Raw genomic sequence first — 22,661 nt, forward strand, 5'->3', positions numbered from 1 at the left:
CCTTTGACTTGTGCCTTAGAAGGTACGCGCTTTCGGCGGAACCGATTCGACGGTCAGCGGCTTCATGTGCACCGGCTTGTAGTCGAGGCGATCGCCTTCGCTGAACCACAACGTATGGCGCAGCCAGTTTTCGTCGTCGCGATGTTCGAAGTCGTTTTGCGCGTGCGCGCCACGGCTTTCCTTGCGCGCTTCGGCGGAGACCATCGTGGCGCGCGCCACTTCGATCAGGTTCGCCACTTCCAGCGCTTCGACGCGGGCCGTGTTGAACACCTTCGACTTATCCTTCAGATGGATATTGTCGACGCGTGCGGCCACTTCGCGGATGGCTTCGACACCTTGGGCCAGCAGCGCCGAGGTGCGGAACACGCCAGCGTGCTTCTGCATCGTGCCGCGGATGTCGTTCGCGACCGACTGGGCGTACTCGCCCGACGACGAGCTATCGAGCTTCGCCAGACGCGACAGCGCGAAGTCGGCTGCATCTGCCGGCAGCGGCTTGTGTTCCTTCAGTTCCTTCACGTGCTTGACGATGTGGTTGCCGGCAGCACGGCCGAACACCACGAGGTCGAGCAGCGAGTTCGTGCCGAGACGGTTCGCACCGTGCACCGACACGCACGAGCATTCGCCCACTGCGTAGAAACCGTTGACGACTTCTTCGTGGCCCTTCGGCGTACCGACGACCTGGCCGTTGATGTTCGTCGGAATACCGCCCATCTGGTAGTGGATGGTCGGCACGACCGGGATCGGCTCCTTGATGCAGTCGACGTTCGCGAACTTCAGCGCGATCTCGCGGATCGACGGCAGACGCTTCATGATCGTCTCGGCGCCGATGTGCGATAGGTCGAGCAGCACGTGATCCTTGTTCGGACCCACGCCGCGGCCTTCCTTGATTTCCTGGTCCATCGAACGAGAAACGAAGTCGCGCGGCGCCAGGTCCTTCAGCGTCGGCGCGTAGCGTTCCATGAAACGCTCGCCGTTCGAGTTACGCAGAATACCGCCTTCGCCGCGCACGCCTTCTGTGATCAGCACGCCCGCGCCGGCCACGCCGGTCGGGTGGAATTGCCAGAATTCCATGTCCTGCAGCGCGATGCCCGACCGGGCCGCCATGCCGAGGCCGTCACCGGTGTTGATGAACGCGTTGGTCGATGCCGCGAAGATCCGGCCTGCGCCGCCCGTGGCGAACAGCGTGGTCTTGCCTTCGAGGATGTAGACGTCGCCGGTTTCCATTTCCAGCGCGGTCACGCCGAGCACGTCGCCGTCGGCGTCGCGGATCAGGTCCAGCGCCATCCATTCGACGAAGAATTGCGTCTTGGCAGCAACGTTCTGCTGGTACAGCGTGTGCAGCAGCGCGTGACCGGTACGGTCAGCCGCTGCGCAAGCGCGTTGCACCGGCTTTTCGCCGTAGTTCGCGGTGTGGCCGCCGAACGGGCGCTGATAGATCGTGCCGTCGGCGTTACGGTCGAACGGCATGCCGAAGTGTTCGAGTTCGTAGACGGCGTTCGGTGCTTCACGGCACATGAACTCGATCGCGTCCTGGTCGCCGAGCCAGTCGGAGCCCTTGATCGTGTCGTAGAAGTGATAGTGCCAGTTGTCTTCGCTCATGTTGCCGAGCGAAGCGCCGATGCCGCCCTGGGCCGCGACCGTATGCGAACGCGTCGGAAACACCTTGGACAGCACGCAGACCGACAGACCGGCGCGCGCCAGTTGCAGCGACGCGCGCATCCCCGAGCCGCCCGCGCCGACGATAACCACGTCAAACTTGCGACGCGGCAGAGAATTCTTGATTGCAACCATGCTTTTATACTCTCCAGAGAATCTGCGCAGCGTAGCCCGCACATGCGAGCAGCCAGAGGATCGTCAGCGCCTGCAGGACGAGACGCGTGCCAACGGGCTTCACGTAATCCATCCAGATGTCGCGCACACCCACCCACGCGTGATAGAACAGCGAGAGAAGCGTGACGAACGTGGCGAGCTTCATCCACTGCGTCGCGAAGATCGACGCCCAGCCGTCGTACGAGAAGTCGCGTGCGAGGAAGAACCACGCGAGCAGAATCACCGTGTACACCGCCATCACGACGGCGGTGACGCGTTGCGCGAGCCAGTCGCGCAGACCGTAATGCGCGCCGACGACGAGACGCTTCGAACCGATTCGGTTATTGGCTGCCATTTTTTAGAATGCTCCGAACAGTTTTTGCCGCGAATGCGATGGTAAGCAGCGACGACACGACAAACACGACGATAGAGGTCGACTTGCCCTTTTCTTTCGACACGGCATCGTGATTCGTATCCATCAAGAGGTGACGGATGCCGGCGCAGAAATGGAACAGGAAAGCCCACGCGAGAACCAGCGTGATCAGCTTGACGATGATGTTGGAGAGGAAGCCCTTGAAGACTTCGAAGCTCAGTTCGGAAGTCAGGCTCTGATCGAAGAGGAACAGCAGGAACGGAAGGAAAAGAAACAACAAGGCACCGCTCACACGATGCAGAATCGACACGCGCCCCGCCAGCGGGAGACGGTATGCCGTCAATATTTGCCCAATACCGATGTTCCGGAATTCCGGCCTCGGTTTCTTTACCGCTTCTGCCATGCTAGACCCCTACTATGTAGTCACACTAATCCGCAATTTTAGCGCCTTTTTATATCGCGCTGCAGCGAAAACCACGCCAGGTCCTTGCTGCGCGCGCTATGAAAGCGCCTTCCGATCGGCACGCGTGTGGGACGCCGCGCCTCGTTTCAGCCCGATTCAGCTCAGATCGTTCTGATAGTAATACCCGGTTGTGACATACCAACCTCGCCGGACCTCAACCGGCCGGTCCCCATAGGTATAGGACACTCGCTCGACCGAGAGCAACGGAAAACCCGCCGGCACATGCAGCAGGTCTGCCACGGAAGGCTCCGCCGCGACCGCGCGGATTTTTTCCGTCGCGCGAATCATGCGGGTGCCGAATTCGGTCTCGAACATCGCGTAGAGGGGACCTTTGTACTCCGAAAGCCGCTCGAGCGTGAGCCCGCGGAACACGGCGCCCGGCAGCCAGATTTCGTCGAGCACGGTCACTTCGCCGTCGAACTGCAGCAAACGCTTGATCAGCACGACCGGATCGGCCGGCTTCAGATCGAGTTGCCGGGCGATTTCCGCCGATGCGCGCAGCCGCCGGCATTCGAGCAGACGGCTCACGTGCGGATGCTCCGCGCCGTCGTCGGCGAGCAATCTCAGGAAACGGAACTGCGCGCGTTCTTCGTTGTGCGTCGCAACGAACGTGCCCTTGCCCTGACGGCGCACCAGCAGGTTGTCGGCGGCCAGCTCGTCGATCGCCTTGCGCACCGTACCCTGACTCACCTTGAAACGCGCGGCCAGTTCGACTTCGCTAGGAATGATCTCGCCCGGCTTCCATTCGCCGCTTTCGAGGCTTTGCGTAATCAAGCCCTTGATTTGCTGATACAAGGGGCTGAAGGTCGGCGACGCGGCAGCGGAAACAGCGGATACAGCTTCGCCCGCGGCCCCTTGGCCATTCGGGTTTACAGGATTCGCCGGGTTCGAATTCATGCGCGCATTTCATCATAAAGCGCCGGGGCACGTCTAGGGTTTTCCCTTCGATAGATGTGTCTTATATAAGACATAAGATACTGTTGACTTTGTGAGTTTCGACTCCTACACTCCTTGTCGAGCAAGGGTTTGCGGGATTTTGCGGCAGCTGTTTGATGCAGCGCCGCGACGCTCCGGCCGCCACTCTGCACCATGCCGTCCCCTACGCAGTCCAGGTTTCGATTCGCCGCCATCCGTTGCATTCGCGTGCTGTTCCGTGTTGCAGCCGCTGGCCCGACACTCGCCGAAACGCGCTGTTCGCAGGAGCTCGCACCGTGCAGTTGCGGCCCCGGCGTAAGCCCTGGGCCATCCCGTCCCGCTCGGTAGTACGGATTTCCGGCACGGCGGTCTTGCCGCAACGCGCCGCCCGGTCTCGGCACATTCCGAGCCCGCACGCGAACAGTGAATTCCGCCGTGTTTCATAACGCTTCGCTGAACGCGCATATAGAATGGCGTTTTCCCTAGCGTCTAACGCATCGTCCTGGAGATTTCTCAATGGCTAAGCCCGCAAAGCGCGTTGCCGTCACCGGCGCCGCAGGTCAAATCGCTTACTCCCTGCTGTTCCGCATCGCCAATGGCGACCTGCTCGGCAAGGACCAGCCGGTGATCCTGCAACTGCTCGATCTGCCGCAAGCGCAAGCCGCCGTCAAAGGCGTCGTGATGGAACTGGATGATTGCGCATTCCCGCTGCTGTCGGGCGTCGTGATCACGGACGACCCGAAGGTCGCGTTCAAGGACGCCGACATCGCACTGCTCGTCGGTGCACGTCCCCGTTCGAAGGGCATGGAGCGTAAGGACCTGCTGTCGGCCAACGCCGAAATCTTCACGGTTCAGGGCAAGGCGCTGAACGAAGTCGCCAGCCGCGACGTGAAGGTGCTGGTGGTCGGCAACCCGGCCAACACGAACGCGTACATCGCCATGAAGTCGGCACCGGATCTGCCGAAGAAGAACTTCACCGCGATGCTGCGTCTGGACCACAACCGCGCGCTGTCGCAACTGGCCGCCAAGTCGGGCAAGCCGGTCGCGTCGATCGAAAAGCTCGCGGTGTGGGGCAACCACTCGCCGACCATGTACCCGGACTTCCGCGTCGCAACGGCCGAAGGTCAAGACCTGACCAAGCTGATCAACGACGACGAATGGAACCGCAACACGTTCATCCCGACCGTCGGCAAGCGCGGCGCGGCGATCATCGAAGCGCGCGGCCTGTCGTCGGCGGCATCGGCGGCTAACGCTGCGATCGATCACGTGCGTGACTGGGTGCTCGGCACGAACGGCAAGTGGGTTACGATGGGCATCCCGTCGGACGGCTCGTACGGCATCCCTGAAGACATCATCTACGGCGTGCCCGTGACCTGCGAAAACGGCGAGTACAAGCGCGTCGAAGGTCTGGCAATCGACGCGTTCTCGCGCGAAAAGATGGACGCCACGCTGCAGGAACTGCTGGAAGAGCGCGACGGCGTTCAGCACCTGCTCGGCTAAGCATCTGATCTGATGCCGATGAACCGGAACTCCGAAGCGTTAGCGCGGCGGGTTCCGGTTTTTTTCGTGCGAATGGCGCCGCGATGGTCACCGTTCGCCTCTGATTCGAACGTGCTTTGCCGTCGCCCGACTGCGCTTGCGCAGAGCACACCCGAATCCGACATTCCTAATCCTCACCACGCCCCACACGCCGAAGATGCGCGTTCTCACACCCGCCGAAGTGCTGTTTGAGGGCGAAGCGCCGCCCGCTGTGCTGCCTGCCTGCGACCACTACGCGGGAAGCGAAAAGCTGATGCTGAAGTCGCTCGCGTTACAGCAGCAACTCGGCCCGGTGTTCGATATCACACTCGATTGCGAAGACGGCGCGCAGGTCGGCCGCGAGGCCGAGCACGCGGAACTGGTCGCATCGCTGCTGGGCAGCGAGCACGACCGCTTCGGCCGCGTCGGAGTACGCATCCACGACTTCGCTCACGCGCACTGGCGCGACGACGTGCGCCTGATTCTGCGCGCCGCAAAGCGGGCACCCGCCTATATCACGCTGCCCAAAATCCGCAACGTCCACGATGCCGCCGAAATGATCGCGTTCATCGAGGCGACGCGGCGCGAGCTCGGCATCGCGCAGCCGGTGCCGGTGCAGTTGCTGGTCGAAACTCACGGCGCGCTCACGCGCGTGTTCGAACTGGCCGCGCTGCCAGGCGTCGAGGCGCTGAGCTTCGGCCTGATGGACTTCGTCTCCGCGCACGACGGCGCGATCCCCGATACCGCGATGCGCTCGCCGGGCCAATTCGATCATCCGCTCGTGCGGCGCGCGAAGCTCGAAATTTCGGCGGCCTGCCATGCGTACGGCAAGGTGCCGTCGCACAACGTCAGCACCGAAGTGCGCGACATGAGCGTGGTCGCAAATGACGCGCAGCGCGCCCGCAATGAATTCGGCTACACGCGCATGTGGAGCATTCATCCGGCGCAGATCGAGGCGATCGTCGCCGCGTTCGCGCCGCGCGACGAAGAAATCGCGACGGCCACCGAAATCCTGCTGGCCGCGCAGTCCGCGCATTGGGGCCCGACGCGTCACGGTGATACGCTGCACGACCGTGCGAGCTACCGCTATTACTGGTCGGTGCTGCGCCGCGCGCAGAACACCGGCCGCGCTGTTCCTCAAGAAGCGGCGCCGCTCTTTGCGCAAGTTGGCGCTAACGGACAGTCAGTGGCATAAGCGACGCGTTTTTCAAACGGCGGCAGCGATGAGCCGGCACACAGGAGAAGGCGGAACATGAGCGAGACGACGCAAGCCGCTGACGCAACAGGCGGCAACGAAACGCAAAGCGGCTTCAAACCGAAGAAATCCGTCGCGCTGTCGGGCGTGACCGCGGGCAACACCGCGCTGTGCACGGTCGGCAAGACCGGCAACGATCTGCACTATCGCGGCTACGACATTCTTGATATCGCCGAGGCGTGCGAATTCGAGGAGATCGCTTACCTGCTGGTCCACGGCAAGCTGCCCACGCAGGCCGAATTGACCGCCTACAAGACGAAGCTGAAGTCGATGCGCGGCCTGCCCGCCAACGTGAAGGCCGCGCTCGAATGGATTCCGGCCGCCGCGCATCCGATGGACGTGATGCGCACCGGCGTGTCGGTGCTCGGCACGGTGCTGCCCGAGAAGGAGGATCACAACCTGCCCGGCGCGCGCGACATCGCCGACAAGCTGATGGCCTCGCTCGGCTCGATGCTGCTGTACTGGTATCACTACTCGCACAACGGCAAGCGCATCGAGGTCGAAACCGACGACGATTCGATCGGCGGCCATTTCCTGCATCTGCTGCATGGCGTCGAGCCGTCGAAGGCGTGGGTCGAGGCGATGCACGTGTCGCTGAACCTGTACGCGGAGCACGAGTTCAATGCGTCGACGTTCACGGGCCGCGTGATCGCGGGCACGGGCTCGGACATGTATTCGGCGATCACCGGCGCGATCGGCGCGCTGCGCGGCCCGAAGCACGGCGGCGCCAACGAAGCCGCGTTCGACATCCAGTCGCGCTACCAGACACCCGACGAAGCCGAAGCCGACATCCGCCGCCGCGTCGAGAACAAGGAAGTCGTGATCGGCTTCGGCCATCCGGTGTACACGATTTCGGACCCGCGCAACAAGGTCATCAAGGAAGTCGCGAAGAAGCTGTCGAAGGAAGCAGGCAACATGAAGCTGTTCTCGATCGCCGAGCGGCTCGAATCGGTGATGTGGGAAGCGAAGAAGATGTTCCCGAACCTCGACTGGTTCAGCGCGGTGTCTTATCACATGATGGGCGTGCCGACCGCGATGTTCACGCCGCTGTTCGTGATCTCGCGTACGGCAGGATGGAGCGCGCACATCATCGAGCAGCGCGTCGACAACAAGATCATCCGGCCGAGCGCGAATTACATCGGACCCGAGAATTTAAAGTACGTGCCGCTAAATAGGAGAAAATAGCGGTCGCTGTGCGCTCCACAGCGCGTGCAGTTCAACCCGCGCGGCCGCCGGACCGGTCGTCCGCGCACTGTTTAACTGATTTGATAGAAAGGTTTTTCCATGAAAAAGCTGATGATCGCCGCCATGATTGGCGCCCTGTCTACGACGATGCTGACCGTCGCGACTGACGCCGCTGCTGCGGACACGGCCACCACCACCACGAAGAAGGCCGTCGCCAAGCGCCCGGAGCCGCGCCGCCTGGTCAAGCGCAAGGCCAATCCGGTGAAGGAAGCGAAGGTCGATCCGATCCCGGAAGGGGCGGAAAAGTGGTCGTGCAAGGACGGTCTGGCTTTCGAAATGAAAGGCGACATGAAGCGTGACCAGATCGTCACGGTTCACTGGGCGAACAAGAACTACAACCTGCCGCGCGAAGCGACCACCACGGGCGCCGACCGCTTCCACGACGCGGCATCCGGTATGGACCTCGTCGTGATCCCGACGAAGGCCATGCTGTTCCAGGACAAGGACAGCTCGCGTCTCGCCGACGAGTGCAAGACGGTCGCGATGGAACAGGGCGCGCCCGCAGCAACGCAATCGAACGCGATTAACAAGACCGGCAACTGATTTTCGCCGCCAGGGAAGCCCCCGATGTCCGCCCCGATCTCCAACGTACGACCCGCCCCGGACGCCGTCCTGGTCGATATCGTCGACTACGTGCTGGATTACCGGATCGACAGCGCGCTCGCGCTGGAAACCGCGCGTCATTGCCTGATCGACACGCTCGGTTGCGGACTCGAGGCGCTTACCTACCCGGCCTGCACCAAGCTGATGGGACCAATCGTGGCAGGCACGATCGTCCCCAACGGCGCGAAGGTGCCAGGCACGTCGTTCCAGCTGGACCCCGTTCAGGCCGCCTTCAACATCGGCGCGATGATCCGCTGGCTCGACTTCAACGACACCTGGCTCGCGGCCGAATGGGGCCATCCGTCCGATAACCTCGGCGGCATTCTCGCGACGGCCGACTGGCTCTCGCGTACCGCCATCGCAGCCGGCAAAGCGCCGCTGACGATGAAAGACGTCCTGATCGCAATGATCAAGGCGCACGAAATTCAAGGCTGCATCGCGCTCGAGAACTCGTTCAACAAGGTCGGGCTCGATCATGTGCTGCTCGTCAAGCTCGCGTCGACCGCGGTGGTCGGCCAGCTGATCGGCCTCACGCGCGAAGAGCTGATCAACGCGGTATCGCAGGCGCTCGTCGATGGGCAGGCGCTGCGCACCTACCGCCATGCGCCGAACACTGGTTCGCGCAAATCGTGGGCTGCCGGCGACGCCACCGCGCGCGCCGTGCGCCTCGCGCTGATCTCGAAGACCGGCGAGATGGGCTATCCGTCGGTGCTCAGCGCGAAAACGTGGGGCTTCTACGACGTGCTGTTCAACGGCAACGCGTTCCGGTTCCAGCGTCCGTACGGCTCGTACGTGATGGAAAACGTGCTGTTCAAGATCTCGTTTCCGGCCGAGTTCCACGCGCAAACCGCCGCGGAAGCCGCGCTCGCGCTGCATGCGCAGCTCTCGCGCCAAGGCCGGCGCGTCGAAGACATTCGCCGCGTGACGATCCGCACGCACGAAGCCGCGATTCGCATCATCGATAAAAAAGGCCCGCTGAACAATCCGGCCGACCGTGATCATTGCATCCAGTACATGATCGCGGTGCCGCTGATCTTCGGCCGTCTGACTGCTGCCGATTACGAAGATTCAGTGGCGCAGGACTCGCGTATCGATGCGTTGCGCGCGAAAATGGAATGCGTAGAAGATCCACAGTTCACGAAGGATTATCACGACCCGGAGAAGCGTTCGATCGCCAATGCACTGACGATCGAATTCAACGACGGGTCGAAGTTCGGGGAAGTCGTAGTCGAATACCCGATCGGTCATAAGCGCCGTCGTGACGACGGTATTCCGTTGCTGGTCGAGAAGTTCAAGACCAACCTCGCGCGGCGCTTTCCGGTCAAGCAACAACTGGCGATTCTCGACGTCTCGCTCGACCAGGCCAAGCTCGAAGCGACGCCGGTCAATGAATACGTCGATTTTTACGTCATCTAGGCTGAGTACTGTAGTTCCGCGATCCAAACCAAGGAAAACACCATGGCCCACAACCTCCACAAAACGCTCAAGGAATTCGACAGCGGTTCCGGCAAAGGCAAGTTCTACTCCCTGCCACAACTCGGCAAGGCTCTGAACCTCAAAATCGACCGTCTGCCGGTCTCGATCCGTATCGTGCTGGAATCGGTGCTGCGCAACTACGACGGCAAGAAAATCGCCGAAGAACACGTCACGCAACTCGCGAACTGGAAGCCGAACGCGGCGCGCGTCGATGAAATTCCGTTCGTCGTGTCGCGCGTCGTGCTGCAGGACTTCACCGGCGTGCCGCTGCTCGCCGACATCGCCGCGATGCGCGGCGTCGCGAAGGCCGTCGGCAAGAATCCGAAGTCGATCGAGCCTTTGGTGCCGGTGGACCTCGTCGTCGACCACTCGGTGCAGATCGACCATTTCCGCGAGAAGAACGCGCTCGACCTGAACATGAAGCTGGAATTCCAGCGCAACAACGAGCGCTATCAGTTCATGAAATGGGGCATGCAGGCGTTCGACACGTTCAAGGTCGTGCCGCCGGGCGTCGGCATCGTTCACCAGGTGAACCTCGAATATCTCGCGCGCGGCGTGCACAAGAAGGCCGACGGCGCGGACACCGTGTACTACCCGGACTCGCTGGTCGGCACGGACAGCCACACGACGATGATCAACGGCATCGGCGTGGTTGGCTGGGGCGTAGGCGGTATCGAAGCCGAAGCAGGCATGCTCGGCCAGCCGGTGTACTTCCTGACGCCGGACGTCGTCGGTGTGCACCTGAAGGGCAAGCTGATCGAAGGCGTGACCGCGACCGACCTCGTGCTGACGATCACCGAACTGCTGCGCAAGGAGAAGGTCGTCGGCAAGTTCGTCGAGTTCTTCGGCGAAGGCACGCGCTCGCTGTCGGTGCCGGACCGCGCGACGATCGGCAACATGGCGCCGGAATACGGCGCGACGATGGGCTTCTTCCCGGTCGACGAAAAGACCATCGAGTTCTTCCACGGCACGGGCCGCACGGACGCGGAAATCTCGGCGTTCGAAAACTACTTCAAGGCGCAGGAGCTGTTCGGCATTCCGGACGATGGCGACATCGACTACACGAAGGTCGTCACGCTGGATCTCGCCACGGTCGCGCCGTCGCTGGCAGGCCCGAAGCGTCCGCAGGACCGCATCGAGATCGGCCACGTGAAGTCGACCTTCATCGACCTGTTCTCGAAGCCGGTCGCTGAAAACGGCTTCGCGAAGAAGGCCGCCGATCTCGACGCCAAATACACGACGAGCAACGGCGTCGACGTGAAGAACGGCGACGTGCTGATCGCCGCGATCACGTCGTGCACGAACACGTCGAACCCGAGCGTGCTGCTCGCCGCCGGTCTGCTCGCGAAGAAGGCTGTCGAGGCTGGCCTGACGGTTGCTCCGCACATCAAGACGTCGCTGGCTCCGGGATCGCGCATCGTCACCGAGTACCTGACGAAGACCGACCTGCTGAAGTACCTCGACAAGCTCGGCTTCACGCTGGCCGCATACGGCTGCACGACCTGTATCGGCAACGCGGGCGACCTGACGCCGGAACTGAACGAAGCGATCACGAAGAACGACATCGTCGCGGCAGCGGTGCTGTCGGGCAACCGTAACTTCGAAGCGCGTATCCACCCGAACATCCGCGCGAACTTCCTCGCGTCGCCGCCGCTCGTCGTCGCGTACGCGATCGCCGGCAACATCACGCGCGACCTGATGACCGAGCCGGTCGGCAAGGGCAAGGGCGGCAAGGACATCTACCTCGGCGACATCTGGCCGACCAGCGACGAAGTCAACGCGCTGCTGAAGTACGCGATGGATGCCGACGCGTTCCGCAAGAACTACTCGCAGCTCACGAAGAAGGGCGACCTGTGGAGCAAGATCGAGGGCGAAGAAGGTCAGGTCTACGACTGGCCGAAGTCGACCTACATCGCCGAGCCGCCGTTCTTCGGCAAGGACTTCTCGATGACGCCGGCCTCCAGCATCGCGCCGGTCAAGGGCGCGCGCGCTCTGGGCATCTTCGGTGACTCGGTCACGACCGACCACATCAGCCCGGCAGGCTCGATCAAGGAAGACTCGCCGGCAGGCCGCTGGCTGAAGGAAAACGGCGTGCAGAAGGCCGACTTCAACAGCTACGGCTCGCGTCGCGGCAACCACGACGTGATGATGCGCGGCACGTTCGCGAACGTCCGTATCAAGAACCTGATGATCCCGGCAAAGGCGGACGGCACGCGCGTCGAAGGCGGCCTGACGATTCACCAGCCGAGCGGCGAACAGCTGTCGATCTACGACGCGGCGATGAAGTACATCGACGCCGACACGCCGACCATCGTGTTCGCGGGTGAAGAGTACGGCACGGGTTCGTCGCGCGACTGGGCGGCCAAGGGCACGCAGCTGCTGGGCGTGAAGGCCGTGGTCGCACGCAGCTTCGAGCGGATCCACCGTTCGAACCTCGTCGGCATGGGCGTTCTGCCGCTGCAGTTCAAGGGCTCGGATAGCGTACAGTCGCTCGGTATCACCGGAGAAGAAACGTACGACATCGAAGGCCTCGGCGACGACTTCAAGCCGCAACAGGAAGTCACGCTCGTGATCCACGGCAAGGACGGCGACAAGCGCGTTCCGGTGCTGCTGCGTATCGACACGCCGATCGAAGTGGACTACTACAAGCACGGCGGGATTCTGCCGTTCGTGCTGCGCTCGCTGCTGGCTGCTTGAGCCTCACGGCAACGCATGTAGCCTCGCTGTTTTGCAGGGGCTGCGTCCTGTGGAGGGCGCAGCCGACTTTGGAGCCCGACCTCAGGTCGGGCTTTTTTTTAGTTCTTCTCGGCGTGCCACGCAGGATGCGAAGGGGACTCGAACCTGACGCGGAGTTCGGTATCACGACAACATGCCGCGCGACAACCTGCCTGGTTTCTTGTTCGCGGGAAATCCCTTACATTTTCCTTGAGGCGGCAAACAGTTGAAGTAGTTGGAGTAGCCGCCGAGGGCGTCTTCGATCATGAGAAGACGTGTGTGGGATGCGTCTCACCCCCGGGCGTCAGCGCCGCGCTCGTGCACAGCGCACATATGACGGCCGCACGCCGTCCCCTGGCCGCGGCGCCCCGTGAGACGTGTCCTCCTGATGCAACGCAGGCTGAATGCTCAACTTCACCTTGGAGGGAATGCCTTTGAATACTGACTCTGACCACTGCTATGTAAGCCGCTCGCGGGGCTTCGGTAAGAGCCAGCGAGCATCCCGCAGGACTAAACGGTCCCGATAGATACGTCTAAAGACGTGTCCTGTATGAAACGCGCCGGTACGCCATGTCCGGCGCGTTTGTTTTTCTGGTGCCCAACTCGACGGGAACGCACCTAGCTCGCGAAGGACGTGCAGGGTTCGGTGGGAATGACCGACCGACAGGGATCAGTCGGAATGGCCAATCGACATGGCTCCGTGGGAGCTAGCACGCTGGAGAGCGCCAAACCGCCTTGGATGGCGTGCATGCCTTTTCTGTCAAGCAGATCGACACGCGGCAAATCGTGGATGGTAAGAGTCGTCATGGCAATGGTCCTTGTGTCGGGATGGGAGTGACCGGACCACTCGCAAGGCTTATGCCATTACGCAGAAAGGTGCTCGGGATACCGCCTCCGCTTTGGACGAAAGCGGTTTCCCACTGCCATGTGCCCGCGCCTGCACGATACGCCGCGGCAAAATCTGTCGGGTGATAAGCAACAGACCTGATCGCCCGCCACCATCACTTCAAGCCGAAATCGACCCGCGTCGTCGCACCCTTGTCCTTGATATCGTCGGGATTCATCTTGGGCGCGACGATAAACACGCGGCTGCTGTCGATCTTGCCCTCCAGGTACTGTTGCACGCTCTGTGCGCGCTGCTGCGCAAGCTGGCGCAGGCTTGCGTCGTCGATCGGCGCGTTGGCCGCGAGCGCGCTCTTCATGTCGTCGTCCGGCAGCGTCTTCGTCATGCCGATGAAGTTGCGCGGTTTCTTGAAGTCGGAGGACTTGTAGGCCTTGGTCAGATACTTTTCGTAGTCTTTCTGATCGACCGTGACCGTCGACGGATCGACGCTCTCGCCGTTACCCACCGCGTCCTTGATCTTCTGCCGCTTCACCATCTGATCGACGTACCGCGTGCGCAGCGCCGGCTCGTCGACCTTCGGATCGACGCGGCCAATCAGGTCCATGCGGATCGACGGCTTGTCGGTGAGTGCCTTGACGATCGTGTCGAGTTTCTGCTTGTCGGCGTCGGTGAGCGTGGCGGAGCCGGCCTCGAATTCGACGTAGCCGAGGTCTTCGCCATTGCCGCCGAACGCATGCGCGATCAGCGAGAACGGCGCGGTCACCGCCTTCTCGAGCAGATTGAGCACCGCATGCCAGATCAGCCCGCCGATGCTGAACTCGGGGTTCGACAGCGAGCCCGACACCGGCAGGTTCACGTCGATCTCGCCACGCGAGTTCTTCAGCAGCGAGATTGCGAAACGCACCGGCAGCTTGGTCGCGGTGTCGTTGTCGATATGATCGCCGAACGTCAGCTGATCGATGAACAAGTGGTTGTTCGCGTTCAGCTGGTCGTTCGCAAGCTGATAGTGCAGATCGACGTTGAGCTTGCCCTTCGTGATTGGATAGCCCGCGTATTTCGCCGAATACGGCGTCAGGTTGGTCAGCTCGATGTCGTGCGCGGTCGCGGTCAGATCGAGCGCCGGTTTCGCAATCAGCGGATTGACGGTGCCGCGAATCGTCAGCGGACCGTTGGCCGCGAGTTTCGCGGCGACATCGACCGGTGCGGGCGTGGTCGTTTCGGTACCGAACGCGCCGATGGTGCCCTGAATGTCGACGAGGTTCGCCGTGTAGTTCGGCTTGACGAAGTTGTCGGTATAGGTCACGCGGCCCTGTTGCAACACCAGTTGCCCGAAGTGCATCTTGAGCGGATTTTGTGGCGGCGTCGCGGCCGTGGCGGTGGCCGCAGGCGTGGTGGTTGCATTGCCCGGCGCCGCAGCCGATGCTGCCGCGACCGCCGCCGGCGCCGACGCCGCGACCGCTTCCGACACCGCCTCGGGCGTCAGCGGAATCGGGTGCGAGCCGCTCTTGCTGCGCGTCAGCGGCTGCGTCGTACCGCCCTCGTGCGCGACCACATCCTTCAAGTTCAGCTTGCCTTGCGCGTCGAGCAGCACGCGGCCATAGAACTTCGAGAACGTCACACGCCCCGCGTCGACCACGGTCCCCCCGTGCTCGTCGTAATCGGCCTTCAGGTTCGTCAGCGCAAGCGAGCCCCAGCCCGCGAACGGGTCGGAGGTCGCCTTGTCGATCATGCGCACGGCAACGAGCGCCATGTCGCCGCGAAAGTTCGCCTTCAGCGACTTCGCCTGGCTGACCGAGAGATCACCGTTCGCATTCAGCAGCGCGCTAGCGAGCGACGCGTTCAGCTTGCTGCCGAAGTACGGCTCGAACGCGGCCGCGTCGAGCTGATTCGCGTTGACCTTGACGGCCAGCTTGAGCGGCGTCGCCGTGACGTCGCCTTTTACGCCGAGCGTGCCCTTTTTGTTCAACGTCGCCTGCAGATCGACGGGCAGCGGTCGGCTCAGGTCGTCGCTGATCTGCTGCACCTTCAACTGCACCGGCGTGAAGCTCAGTTTGACCGGCTGCGCCGTCATGTTGTCGGTGAACTCGGCGGTCGCGTCTTTGAGCGTCAATTCGCCGATTTTGTAGCGCCATGCGGGGCCCTCGGCCTGCGCCTTTTTCGCCGCGTGAATCGCCGTGCGCTCCGTCGCCTGTTGATGCGACCCCGCGAGCGCGTTCAGATTGACGGTGCCGTCCTTCAGGCGCTGCGCGTCGACCGCGAGGCCGGTTGCGTCGACGCTCGTCACGTCGGCCGTGCGCGCCGCGACGTCGACCTGCTTGACCACCACGTTGCCCTGCGCGAGCGAGATCACCGGCGTCTTGTCGCCGCGCGTCGCGAGCTTCACCTTCTGCATGTCCAGCTTCGTGTCCGCAACCGTCAGCGCAATGGGCGACTTCGACCAGTTCGCGTCGATATTCGTCGTCGCGGACAACGCACCGTCGAGCACCTGCGCGGACGTTGCGGTGTCGAGATACGGCTGCAGCGGCGGCAGCTTCAGCGACTTCAGATCGAGCTTCGCGCTCGCCGTCTTCGCTGCGAGGCGGACCGTGCCGTCGGCGGCGAGCGAACCGCCGCCGTCCCTCAGGTTCGTGTTCAGCGTGTAATGGGCGGGCGCAGACGCGAGCGTCGAGAAATCGGTCAGCGTGACCGCGAGATTTTGCAGACCGGCTTCGACCGGACGGGACGCGGCCTCGTCGTGTACGTTGACGGTGCCATCGTTGAGTATGAAACGTTTGATCGCGACGTCGAACGGCGGGGCCGCTTTTTCGGCGGCGGCGGTTTTGGGCTTGGCATTCGTGTCCGCGGTTTCCTTTGCCGCCGGTTTTCCGGGCGCGGGCGCAAACATATGCTCGACGCTCAATACACCGTCCTTGTCGCGCGCGACACTCGCGCTCGGCGCGTCGATGCGGATATCGTCGAAGTGATAGACGCTCTTCAACGGCTCGAGCGATGCCGCCGCTACATGCACCGCGCGCGCGGCGAAGAACGGCGCCTTGCCCTGATCCTGCACGTCCACGTCGTTCAGGTCGACGGTGCCGGCCACGCGCAGCGACGGCGTGTCGTTCGCCATCACGAAGTTCAGCTTCAGGTCAGTGGACAGCTTGCCCGACTGCACGATCACCGGCAGCTTCGATGGCGCGTAGGACACCAGCTTCGGCACGTCGAGATCGTCGAAGCGCAGCGACACTTCCGACTCGCGCGACGCCGCGAACGGTTTGGTCCTGCCGTCGATCGCGAGCTGACTGTCGCCGTCAATGCGCGCACGCAGCAGCGGCTCGACGAAGATATCGGTCTTCGACGGCAACGTCGCGATGAACGGAATGCCGAGCTTCCATTGATCGATCACGTGGCTCGTGCCGAGCACGCGGTCGTCGAACTTGACCTGGCCGTTTTCGACGCGAATGTTGGAGACGGAGAACTGCGTCGGTTTGCTGTTGGGTTTTGCCGGCTGGTTCGCGAACTTCTCGATCAGGTCGCTGAAATTGAAGTGCTGCGCATCGAGGCGAACGAGATGAAAGCGCGGCGAATCGACCTGCACTTCATTGACGATAGGCGCGCCGCGAAACAGCGAACTCCACGACGGCTTCACGATGAGCCGCGAAATATCGACGAAGTCGCCGGCGCCGCCGCGCTCGCCGATATGCACGTTGTCGGCCTCGAAACGCAGGGTGTACGGATTGAGTGCCACGCGGCCGATCGACGCCGGCCGCTCGAGCTGCTTGCTCAGTTGCTGGCTCGCGATATGGCGAATCAGCGGCGGCGCCGCGAAAAAGCCGAGCAGGCCGATTACGACGACGAAGATCAACAGACCGACGAGAATTCGCCGCGTACGGTGCGACTGCGCGACTGCGCGCACAGTCTGAATGGAGGAGGCTAACGATGCTTTATTGAGGCTTGCCATGCTCGATGTGGAGGAATGCGGCGGCAAGCCCGCCGCGAAAAACAGAAATCCCGCATGCGGCAGTATAAGTCTTGAATCAATGGTTAGACAGGAATGTCAGGCCCGCCTTGACGATTCGTGCTGCTGACCGACCGGTTTTCTCGCGAAGAAAATTATCGCGAGCGTTAGATAACGACACCGGACGGCGCGCGCTTTGCCCGCGCGCCGTTCACGTCATTGCCGCACGACCGGCGGCGGCTGCCAGCTGCCGTCGGTGGCTTGCGGCTTCGGCGCATACAGGCGCAGCACCAGTTGCATGTCCGCGCGCGGTGCGGGCAGCCAGTTGCCGGTGCGGCTGCGCGTCGACGACACGACCACGTCGAGCGAACCGTCGCGATTGCGGCGCGCGCCATTGCGATCGCCAACCGCGAGCCGCGCCGGCGCGTTCTCGCTCAGCGCGCCATCCTTCGTGTACGCGGTGATGGTCCAAAATCCGCGCACCGGCGGCAACTGGTTCGCCGCGAAGTGGATCACGTAGCGATTCGCGCCGTTCAGCGTGTTGCCGTCGCTGTCCTGCGTGACGACCGCGCGTACTTCGTCATCCTTCGTACCGATCCCCAACTCCGCGCTCGCCGCATACGCGCGCAATGCGTAGTCGGGACCATAGTTGCCGACGCCGTCGCCAAGCCAGCTCCAGCCGTTCGCGCTCAGCAGATTCGACGGCGGCGTCGCGACGCGCTCGCGACCATCGGCGAGACCGGCCGCGAGCACAGCGGATGACTTCGGCAGCGTCACGGGATCGCCGGGCGTCACGCCGAGGTCGGAGAGGAATTTGAGCGCATGCGGATCGGCCGGTGTCGGCGGATTGTCAGGCAACGCGTCGGCAAGACGGCCGAAGAAGCCGCTTGCATCGAGCGCGGCGACCTGCTGCGCCGGCGTGCCGCTCGGGCCCGCGACGCCGGTTGCGTAACCGCGCGGCGGCACCGCCGGCTCGGCGTCGCCGACGAACACGCTCAGCGGCTCCAGACGGATCGCGCGCTGCAGCTTGCGCACTGCGTTCAGATCGCGCGCGCCGCTCGCCTGGACGCGCACGCTGATCCAGGCGTTGCGGGTCGGCACTTCGACGCGCGTCGCGCCCTTCGGCAGCTCGCCCTTCCAGCCCGGTGCGACGAACGCGATCGTCTGCGCGCGCAGGCCCTTCGCCGTGCCCGTGCCCGCGGCGAACTGCGGCCCGGTCGACCACGCGACGTTGGTCCACATGTCGAGCACGCGCGCATCGACGTAACGGCCATGCGAATCAGGTAGCGCCAGCATCACCGGCTCGGCTGCAAGGTCGAGCCAGCCGGTCGAGTCGAGCGTGTCGAGGCTCGGCTGCGGCGGGTTGGTCGCGCCGATCGGCGGCAGCGCCTGCGCGTGACGCAGCGTGTTGAACGGAGCCTGGCCCGGCTCGGTGCCGACCGCCGCATCGCGCGCGGCGCTCATCAGCACGAGCGGATAGCCGAATAGGTACGAGTCGGCGACTTCGTCCTTGACCCAGCCGTTGCTTTGTTGCGTCGCGGTGGGGGTCGACGCGCAGCTGGCCAGCAGTGCGATACCCGCGATTGATATGCAGGTTCGTTGCAGCAAAAACAGTTCTCGGAGATTTTTTATCATTCGTTCAGAGTGCGGAGCGTGCAGCCCTATAGGAGATGCCGGTGTGCAGCGCCACGTGCATGCGCGGTTCTCCCGAAACACTGCGCAGCGAGTCCGCGGATTGCGATTCCGACAACCTCGCGTTGTATCGTATCCTTGCTAGCCAGGCAAGCACAAAGCAGCGTCGTTGCCACATTATGTTCCCGCGCCAACGGCTCGCGCGAGCGCGCGATGCTTTTTGATTCGCGAATCCGTCGATCCGCCTTCTTGCCGATTCGCCCTCACTCTTTCGTCGTCCTGCATTCGGAGCGTTTCAATGTACATGCCCGCCCATTTCGAAGAGAACCGTCCAGAGGTTCTTCACCGCCTGATCGCCGAGCACTCTTTCGGCGCGCTGATTACGCACGGCCCCAATGGGCTCGACGCGAATCATTTGCCGTTCGAGGCGCAGGCGGACGCGGCGGATTCGGCACGTCTGGTGCTGCGCGCGCACGTCGCGCGGGCGAACGCGGTCTGGCAGGAAGCCGCGACTCATCCAGAAGCGCTCGTGATCTTCCAGGGGCCGACCGCCTATATTTCGCCGAGCTGGTACCCGAGCAAACACGAAACGCACAAACAGGTGCCGACCTACAACTATATGGTCGTACATGCTCATGGCAGGATTGTGGTGCATGACGATGAATCGTTCGTGCGCGGCCTCGTCGCGCGGCTCACCCGCAAGATGGAAGCCGGCGAGCCGGTGCCATGGAAGATGGGCGACGCGCCGGCCGACTACATCGCGCAGATGCTCGGCGCGATCGTCGGTATCGAGATCGAAGTGACGCGGCTCGTCGGCAAATGGAAGCTCGGCCAGAACAAGGCGGCCGGAGACCGGCGCGGCGCGGCGCAAACGCTGCTCGCGCGCGACGGCGATCAACAGAAAGCGGTGGGACAGGCGATGCTCGATGCGCCGCCGGCGTTTTGACGGCGGGCGCATAATCCGGCCTTGACCTTCCCGTCATGGGAAGGTCGATACTGGCTTCACCATGCGACCCAATGCCGCCACGAGCCTTGCCTGCCATGACCGGACTTGCCAACCCGCAGCGCCCCGCCGGCGCTGCCGCTTCCCCTTCCCCTTCACTCACGCGCGTCGTCGAACTCGACATCGGCGGGATGACTTGCGCGTCGTGCGCGAGCCGCGTCGAAAAAGCGCTGACCAGGCTGCCGGGGGTGGCGCGCGCATCGGTGAATCTCGCGACCGAGCGCGCCCGCGTGGAAAGCGACGCGACGCTCGCGCCTCAGCAACTGGCCGAGGCCGTGCGCAAGGCCGGATACGAAGCGACACCGGTCGCCAACGCCGATGTCGCCGAACAGACAATCGCGCCGCTTGCCGCGACACCCGCCGACACGCCGCCGACCACTGAACTGGAGATCGGCGGCATGACCTGCGCAGCCTGTGCGTTGCGCGTCGAAAAGGCGCTCGCGAAGGTGCCTGGCGTCGCGCGCGCGTCGGTCAATCTGGCGACCGAAACCGCCACCGTTCATCCGCAAGGCACCGCATCCGCCGATGCCGCGGCGCTGATCGCCGCCGTCAGAAAGGCCGGCTACGAAGCGACGCTGAGCGCGCCGCGCGCTGCTGTCGCTCCGGCCGAGACAATGGCGGCGACGGCCGCCTCGACTGGCGCCGTCAGCGACATCCTCGACACGACGCCTGCCCCGGCCGTCGACCGCAAGCAGGTTCAAATTCGCCGCGACCTCGCGAGCGTCGGCGCGTGCGCGCTGCTGACGCTGCCGCTCGTCGCGCCGATGTTCGGCGAATGGTTCGGCCTGCACGCGATGCTGCCGGCGTGGCCGCAGTTCGTGCTCGCATCGATCGTGCAGTTCGTGTTCGGCGCGCGCTTCTATCGCGCCGCCTGGCGCGCGGTGCGCGCCGGCGCGGGCAACATGGACCTGCTGGTCGCGCTCGGCACATCGGCCGCGTACGGCATCAGCGTCTACGAACTCGCGGTGCATCCGGGCGACACGATGCATCTGTACTTCGAGGCATCGGCAGTCGTGATCACGCTGGTGCGCTTCGGCAAATGGCTCGAGGCGCGCGCGAAGCGCCAGACCACCGACGCGATCCGCGCGCTCAACGCGCTGCGCCCCGAGCGCGCGCGCATCCGCGACGGCGCCGGCGAACGCGAGGTGCCGCTCGCGCAGGTGCGGGTCGGCAGCATCGTGATCGTGCGGCCGGGCGAGCGCGTGCCGGTCGACGGCGCGGTGCTCGAAGGCCGCACGCATATCGACGAAGCGCTGATCACCGGCGAAAGCCTGCCAGTGCCGAAGCAGACCGGCGACGCCGTCACGGCCGGCTCGATCAACGGCGAAGGCGCGCTCGTGGTGACGACCACCGCGATCGGCGCGGAGACGACGCTCGCGCGCATCATCCGGCTCGTCGAAAGCGCGCAGGCCGAGAAAGCGCCGATCCAGCGGCTGGTTGACCGCGTCAGCGAAATATTCGTGCCGGCCATTCTCGCGCTCGCCGCTCTGACGCTGATCGGCTGGCTGCTCGCCGGCGCGGGCGCGGAAACCGCGATCCTGAACGCGGTCGCGGTGCTGGTGATCGCCTGCCCGTGCGCGCTCGGACTCGCGACACCCGCCGCGATCATGGCCGGCACCGGCGTCGCCGCGCGCCACGGCGTGCTGATCAAGGACGCGGAAGCGCTCGAAATCGCGCATCGCGTGTCGATCGTCGCGTTCGATAAAACCGGCACGCTGACGCTCGGCCAGCCATCGGTGACAGCGTTCGAGCCGGTCGGCGGCGTGAGCCGCGACGAAGCGCTCGCGCTCGCGGCGGCGGTGCAGCGGCATAGCGATCATCCGCTGGCGCGGGCGGTGGTGCGCGCGTCCGAGGCTCAACTCGGGCAAATCGCTGGCGAAGCCGGCGGGCCAAGCGCCACCGCCGCTCGCGCCGTCGCCGGCCGGGGCGTCGAAGCCGACGTCGACGGCCGCACCCTCGCGCTCGGCAGCACGCGCTGGCTGCATGAGCTCGATATCGCGCTGCCGCCCGCGCTCACCGCGCGCGCGCAGGAACTCGAAGCGGCGGGCAACACGGTGTCGTGGCTGATGACGCGCGCGCCCGACTCCCCCGAAGCGCTCGCGCTGATCGCGTTCGGCGACACGGTGAAGCCGACCGCGCGCGCGGCTGTCGCGCGGCTCGCGCAAATGGGCATCCGCAGCGTGCTCGTGACCGGCGATAACCACGGCAGTGCGGCGAGCGTCGCGCGGGCGCTCGGCATCGACGAATTCCACGCCGAGGTGCTGCCCGACGACAAGGCCCGCGTGATCCGCGACCTGAAGATGCGCCACGCCGGCATCGTCGCGATGGCGGGCGACGGCATCAACGACGCGCCCGCACTCGCCGCCGCCGACATCGGCATCGCGATGGCAACCGGCACCGACGTCGCCATGCACGCCGCCGGCATCACGCTGATGCGCGGCGACCCGGCGCTGGTCGCCGATGCGATCGACATCTCGCGCAGAACCTGGCGCAAGATCCAGCAGAACCTGTTCTGGGCATTCGTGTACAACCTGATCGGCATTCCGCTGGCCGCGTTCGGCTTGCTCAATCCGATGCTCGCGGGCGCGGCGATGGCGTTTTCGAGCGTCAGCGTCGTCACCAATGCGCTGCTGTTGCGGACTTGGCGCACAGCGCCCGGTCGCGCCGTCGCTCAGGCGCGCCAAGCAGCATAGGAACACCCTTCCGGCGTTCCGTCTGGTCCGTTTGGGGGGCCCATTGCGGCCCCTTTCAGCCTGTTACGGCCGCCTTTCAGACACCCTCAAGCCCGCCGTCTCCCGAGCCGTAAACAAGTCAATCGATGCCCGCTCGCGGCCACACCCAACGAGCATCGCCCAATTCCCATTTCACGCCTG

13 protein-coding genes and 1 pseudogene are annotated in these 22,661 nt (G+C 64.0%); 8 read left to right on the forward strand and 6 right to left on the reverse strand.

The features are described 5' to 3' along the window. Positions 1–15: 15 nt before the first annotated feature. From sdhA to QFZ91_RS37610, 4 genes and pseudogenes are all read right to left on the reverse strand, one after another. Complete coding sequence (sdhA, locus tag QFZ91_RS37595) at positions 16–1,791, reverse strand: succinate dehydrogenase flavoprotein subunit (RefSeq protein WP_176107166.1); 1,776 nt, start codon at positions 1,789–1,791, stop codon at positions 16–18. A gap of 4 nt (positions 1,792–1,795) precedes the next feature. After that, positions 1,796–2,164: a succinate dehydrogenase, hydrophobic membrane anchor protein gene (gene sdhD, locus QFZ91_RS37600; protein WP_013092932.1), complete on the reverse strand. Its 369-nt coding sequence runs from the start codon at positions 2,162–2,164 to the stop codon at positions 1,796–1,798. A gap of 3 nt (positions 2,165–2,167) precedes the next feature. Further along, positions 2,168–2,585 (reverse strand): annotated as a pseudogene (gene sdhC / locus QFZ91_RS37605) (succinate dehydrogenase, cytochrome b556 subunit). A 156-nt stretch (positions 2,586–2,741) separates the two neighbouring features. Continuing rightward, a complete protein-coding gene (locus QFZ91_RS37610) occupies positions 2,742–3,542 on the reverse strand; it encodes a GntR family transcriptional regulator (RefSeq protein ID WP_176107165.1) in 801 nt (266 codons plus the stop codon). Positions 3,543–4,076: 534 nt separating this feature from the next. On the opposite strand from QFZ91_RS37610, the gene QFZ91_RS37615 reads away from it, so the two are divergent. The 6 genes from QFZ91_RS37615 (at position 4,077) to acnA (ending at position 12,354) form a co-directional block, all read left to right on the forward strand. Next, positions 4,077–5,060 carry a malate dehydrogenase gene (locus QFZ91_RS37615; protein ID WP_429570380.1) on the forward strand — a complete coding sequence of 328 codons (984 nt, stop codon included), beginning with the start codon at positions 4,077–4,079 and terminating at the stop codon, positions 5,058–5,060. 196 nt (positions 5,061–5,256) lie between these two features. Continuing rightward, on the forward strand, positions 5,257–6,273 hold the full coding sequence (locus tag QFZ91_RS37620) for an HpcH/HpaI aldolase/citrate lyase family protein (protein ID WP_176378860.1): 1,017 nt from the start codon (positions 5,257–5,259) through the stop codon (positions 6,271–6,273). A gap of 57 nt (positions 6,274–6,330) precedes the next feature. Beyond that, positions 6,331–7,518 (forward strand): bifunctional 2-methylcitrate synthase/citrate synthase, encoded by a 1,188-nt coding sequence (gene prpC / locus QFZ91_RS37625; protein ID WP_429570381.1) that lies wholly within the window; start codon positions 6,331–6,333, stop codon positions 7,516–7,518. A 99-nt stretch (positions 7,519–7,617) separates the two neighbouring features. Continuing rightward, positions 7,618–8,121 carry a hypothetical protein gene (locus QFZ91_RS37630; RefSeq protein ID WP_176107162.1) on the forward strand — a complete coding sequence of 168 codons (504 nt, stop codon included), beginning with the start codon at positions 7,618–7,620 and terminating at the stop codon, positions 8,119–8,121. A 24-nt stretch (positions 8,122–8,145) separates the two neighbouring features. Beyond that, positions 8,146–9,597 carry a bifunctional 2-methylcitrate dehydratase/aconitate hydratase gene (locus QFZ91_RS37635; RefSeq protein ID WP_429570382.1) on the forward strand — a complete coding sequence of 484 codons (1,452 nt, stop codon included), beginning with the start codon at positions 8,146–8,148 and terminating at the stop codon, positions 9,595–9,597. Between the two features lie 42 nt (positions 9,598–9,639). After that, a complete protein-coding gene (gene acnA, locus QFZ91_RS37640) occupies positions 9,640–12,354 on the forward strand; it encodes an aconitate hydratase AcnA (protein ID WP_429570383.1) in 2,715 nt (904 codons plus the stop codon). A 1,019-nt stretch (positions 12,355–13,373) separates the two neighbouring features. Here the strand turns inward: acnA and QFZ91_RS37645 are convergent. Both QFZ91_RS37645 and QFZ91_RS37650 read right to left on the reverse strand, forming a co-directional pair. Next, the gene (locus QFZ91_RS37645) at positions 13,374–17,156 is read right to left on the reverse strand and encodes a DUF748 domain-containing protein (protein ID WP_429570384.1); all 3,783 of its coding nucleotides are present in this window, start codon (positions 17,154–17,156) and stop codon (positions 13,374–13,376) included. Positions 17,157–17,369: 213 nt separating this feature from the next. Further along, positions 17,370–18,788: a DUF1254 domain-containing protein gene (locus QFZ91_RS37650; protein ID WP_429570385.1), complete on the reverse strand. Its 1,419-nt coding sequence runs from the start codon at positions 18,786–18,788 to the stop codon at positions 17,370–17,372. A 295-nt stretch (positions 18,789–19,083) separates the two neighbouring features. Between QFZ91_RS37650 and QFZ91_RS37655 the strand changes: the two genes are divergently transcribed. Both QFZ91_RS37655 and QFZ91_RS37660 read left to right on the forward strand, forming a co-directional pair. Next, a complete protein-coding gene (locus tag QFZ91_RS37655; protein ID WP_429570386.1) occupies positions 19,084–19,731 on the forward strand; it encodes an FMN-binding negative transcriptional regulator in 648 nt (215 codons plus the stop codon). A gap of 95 nt (positions 19,732–19,826) precedes the next feature. Next, positions 19,827–22,481 (forward strand): heavy metal translocating P-type ATPase, encoded by a 2,655-nt coding sequence (locus QFZ91_RS37660; protein ID WP_429570387.1) that lies wholly within the window; start codon positions 19,827–19,829, stop codon positions 22,479–22,481. Positions 22,482–22,661: the final 180 nt, after the last annotated feature.

It is taken from the genome of Paraburkholderia sp. JPY419, assembly GCF_050435705.1.
GTDB classification, from domain to species: Bacteria; Pseudomonadota; Gammaproteobacteria; order Burkholderiales; family Burkholderiaceae; genus Paraburkholderia; species Paraburkholderia youngii.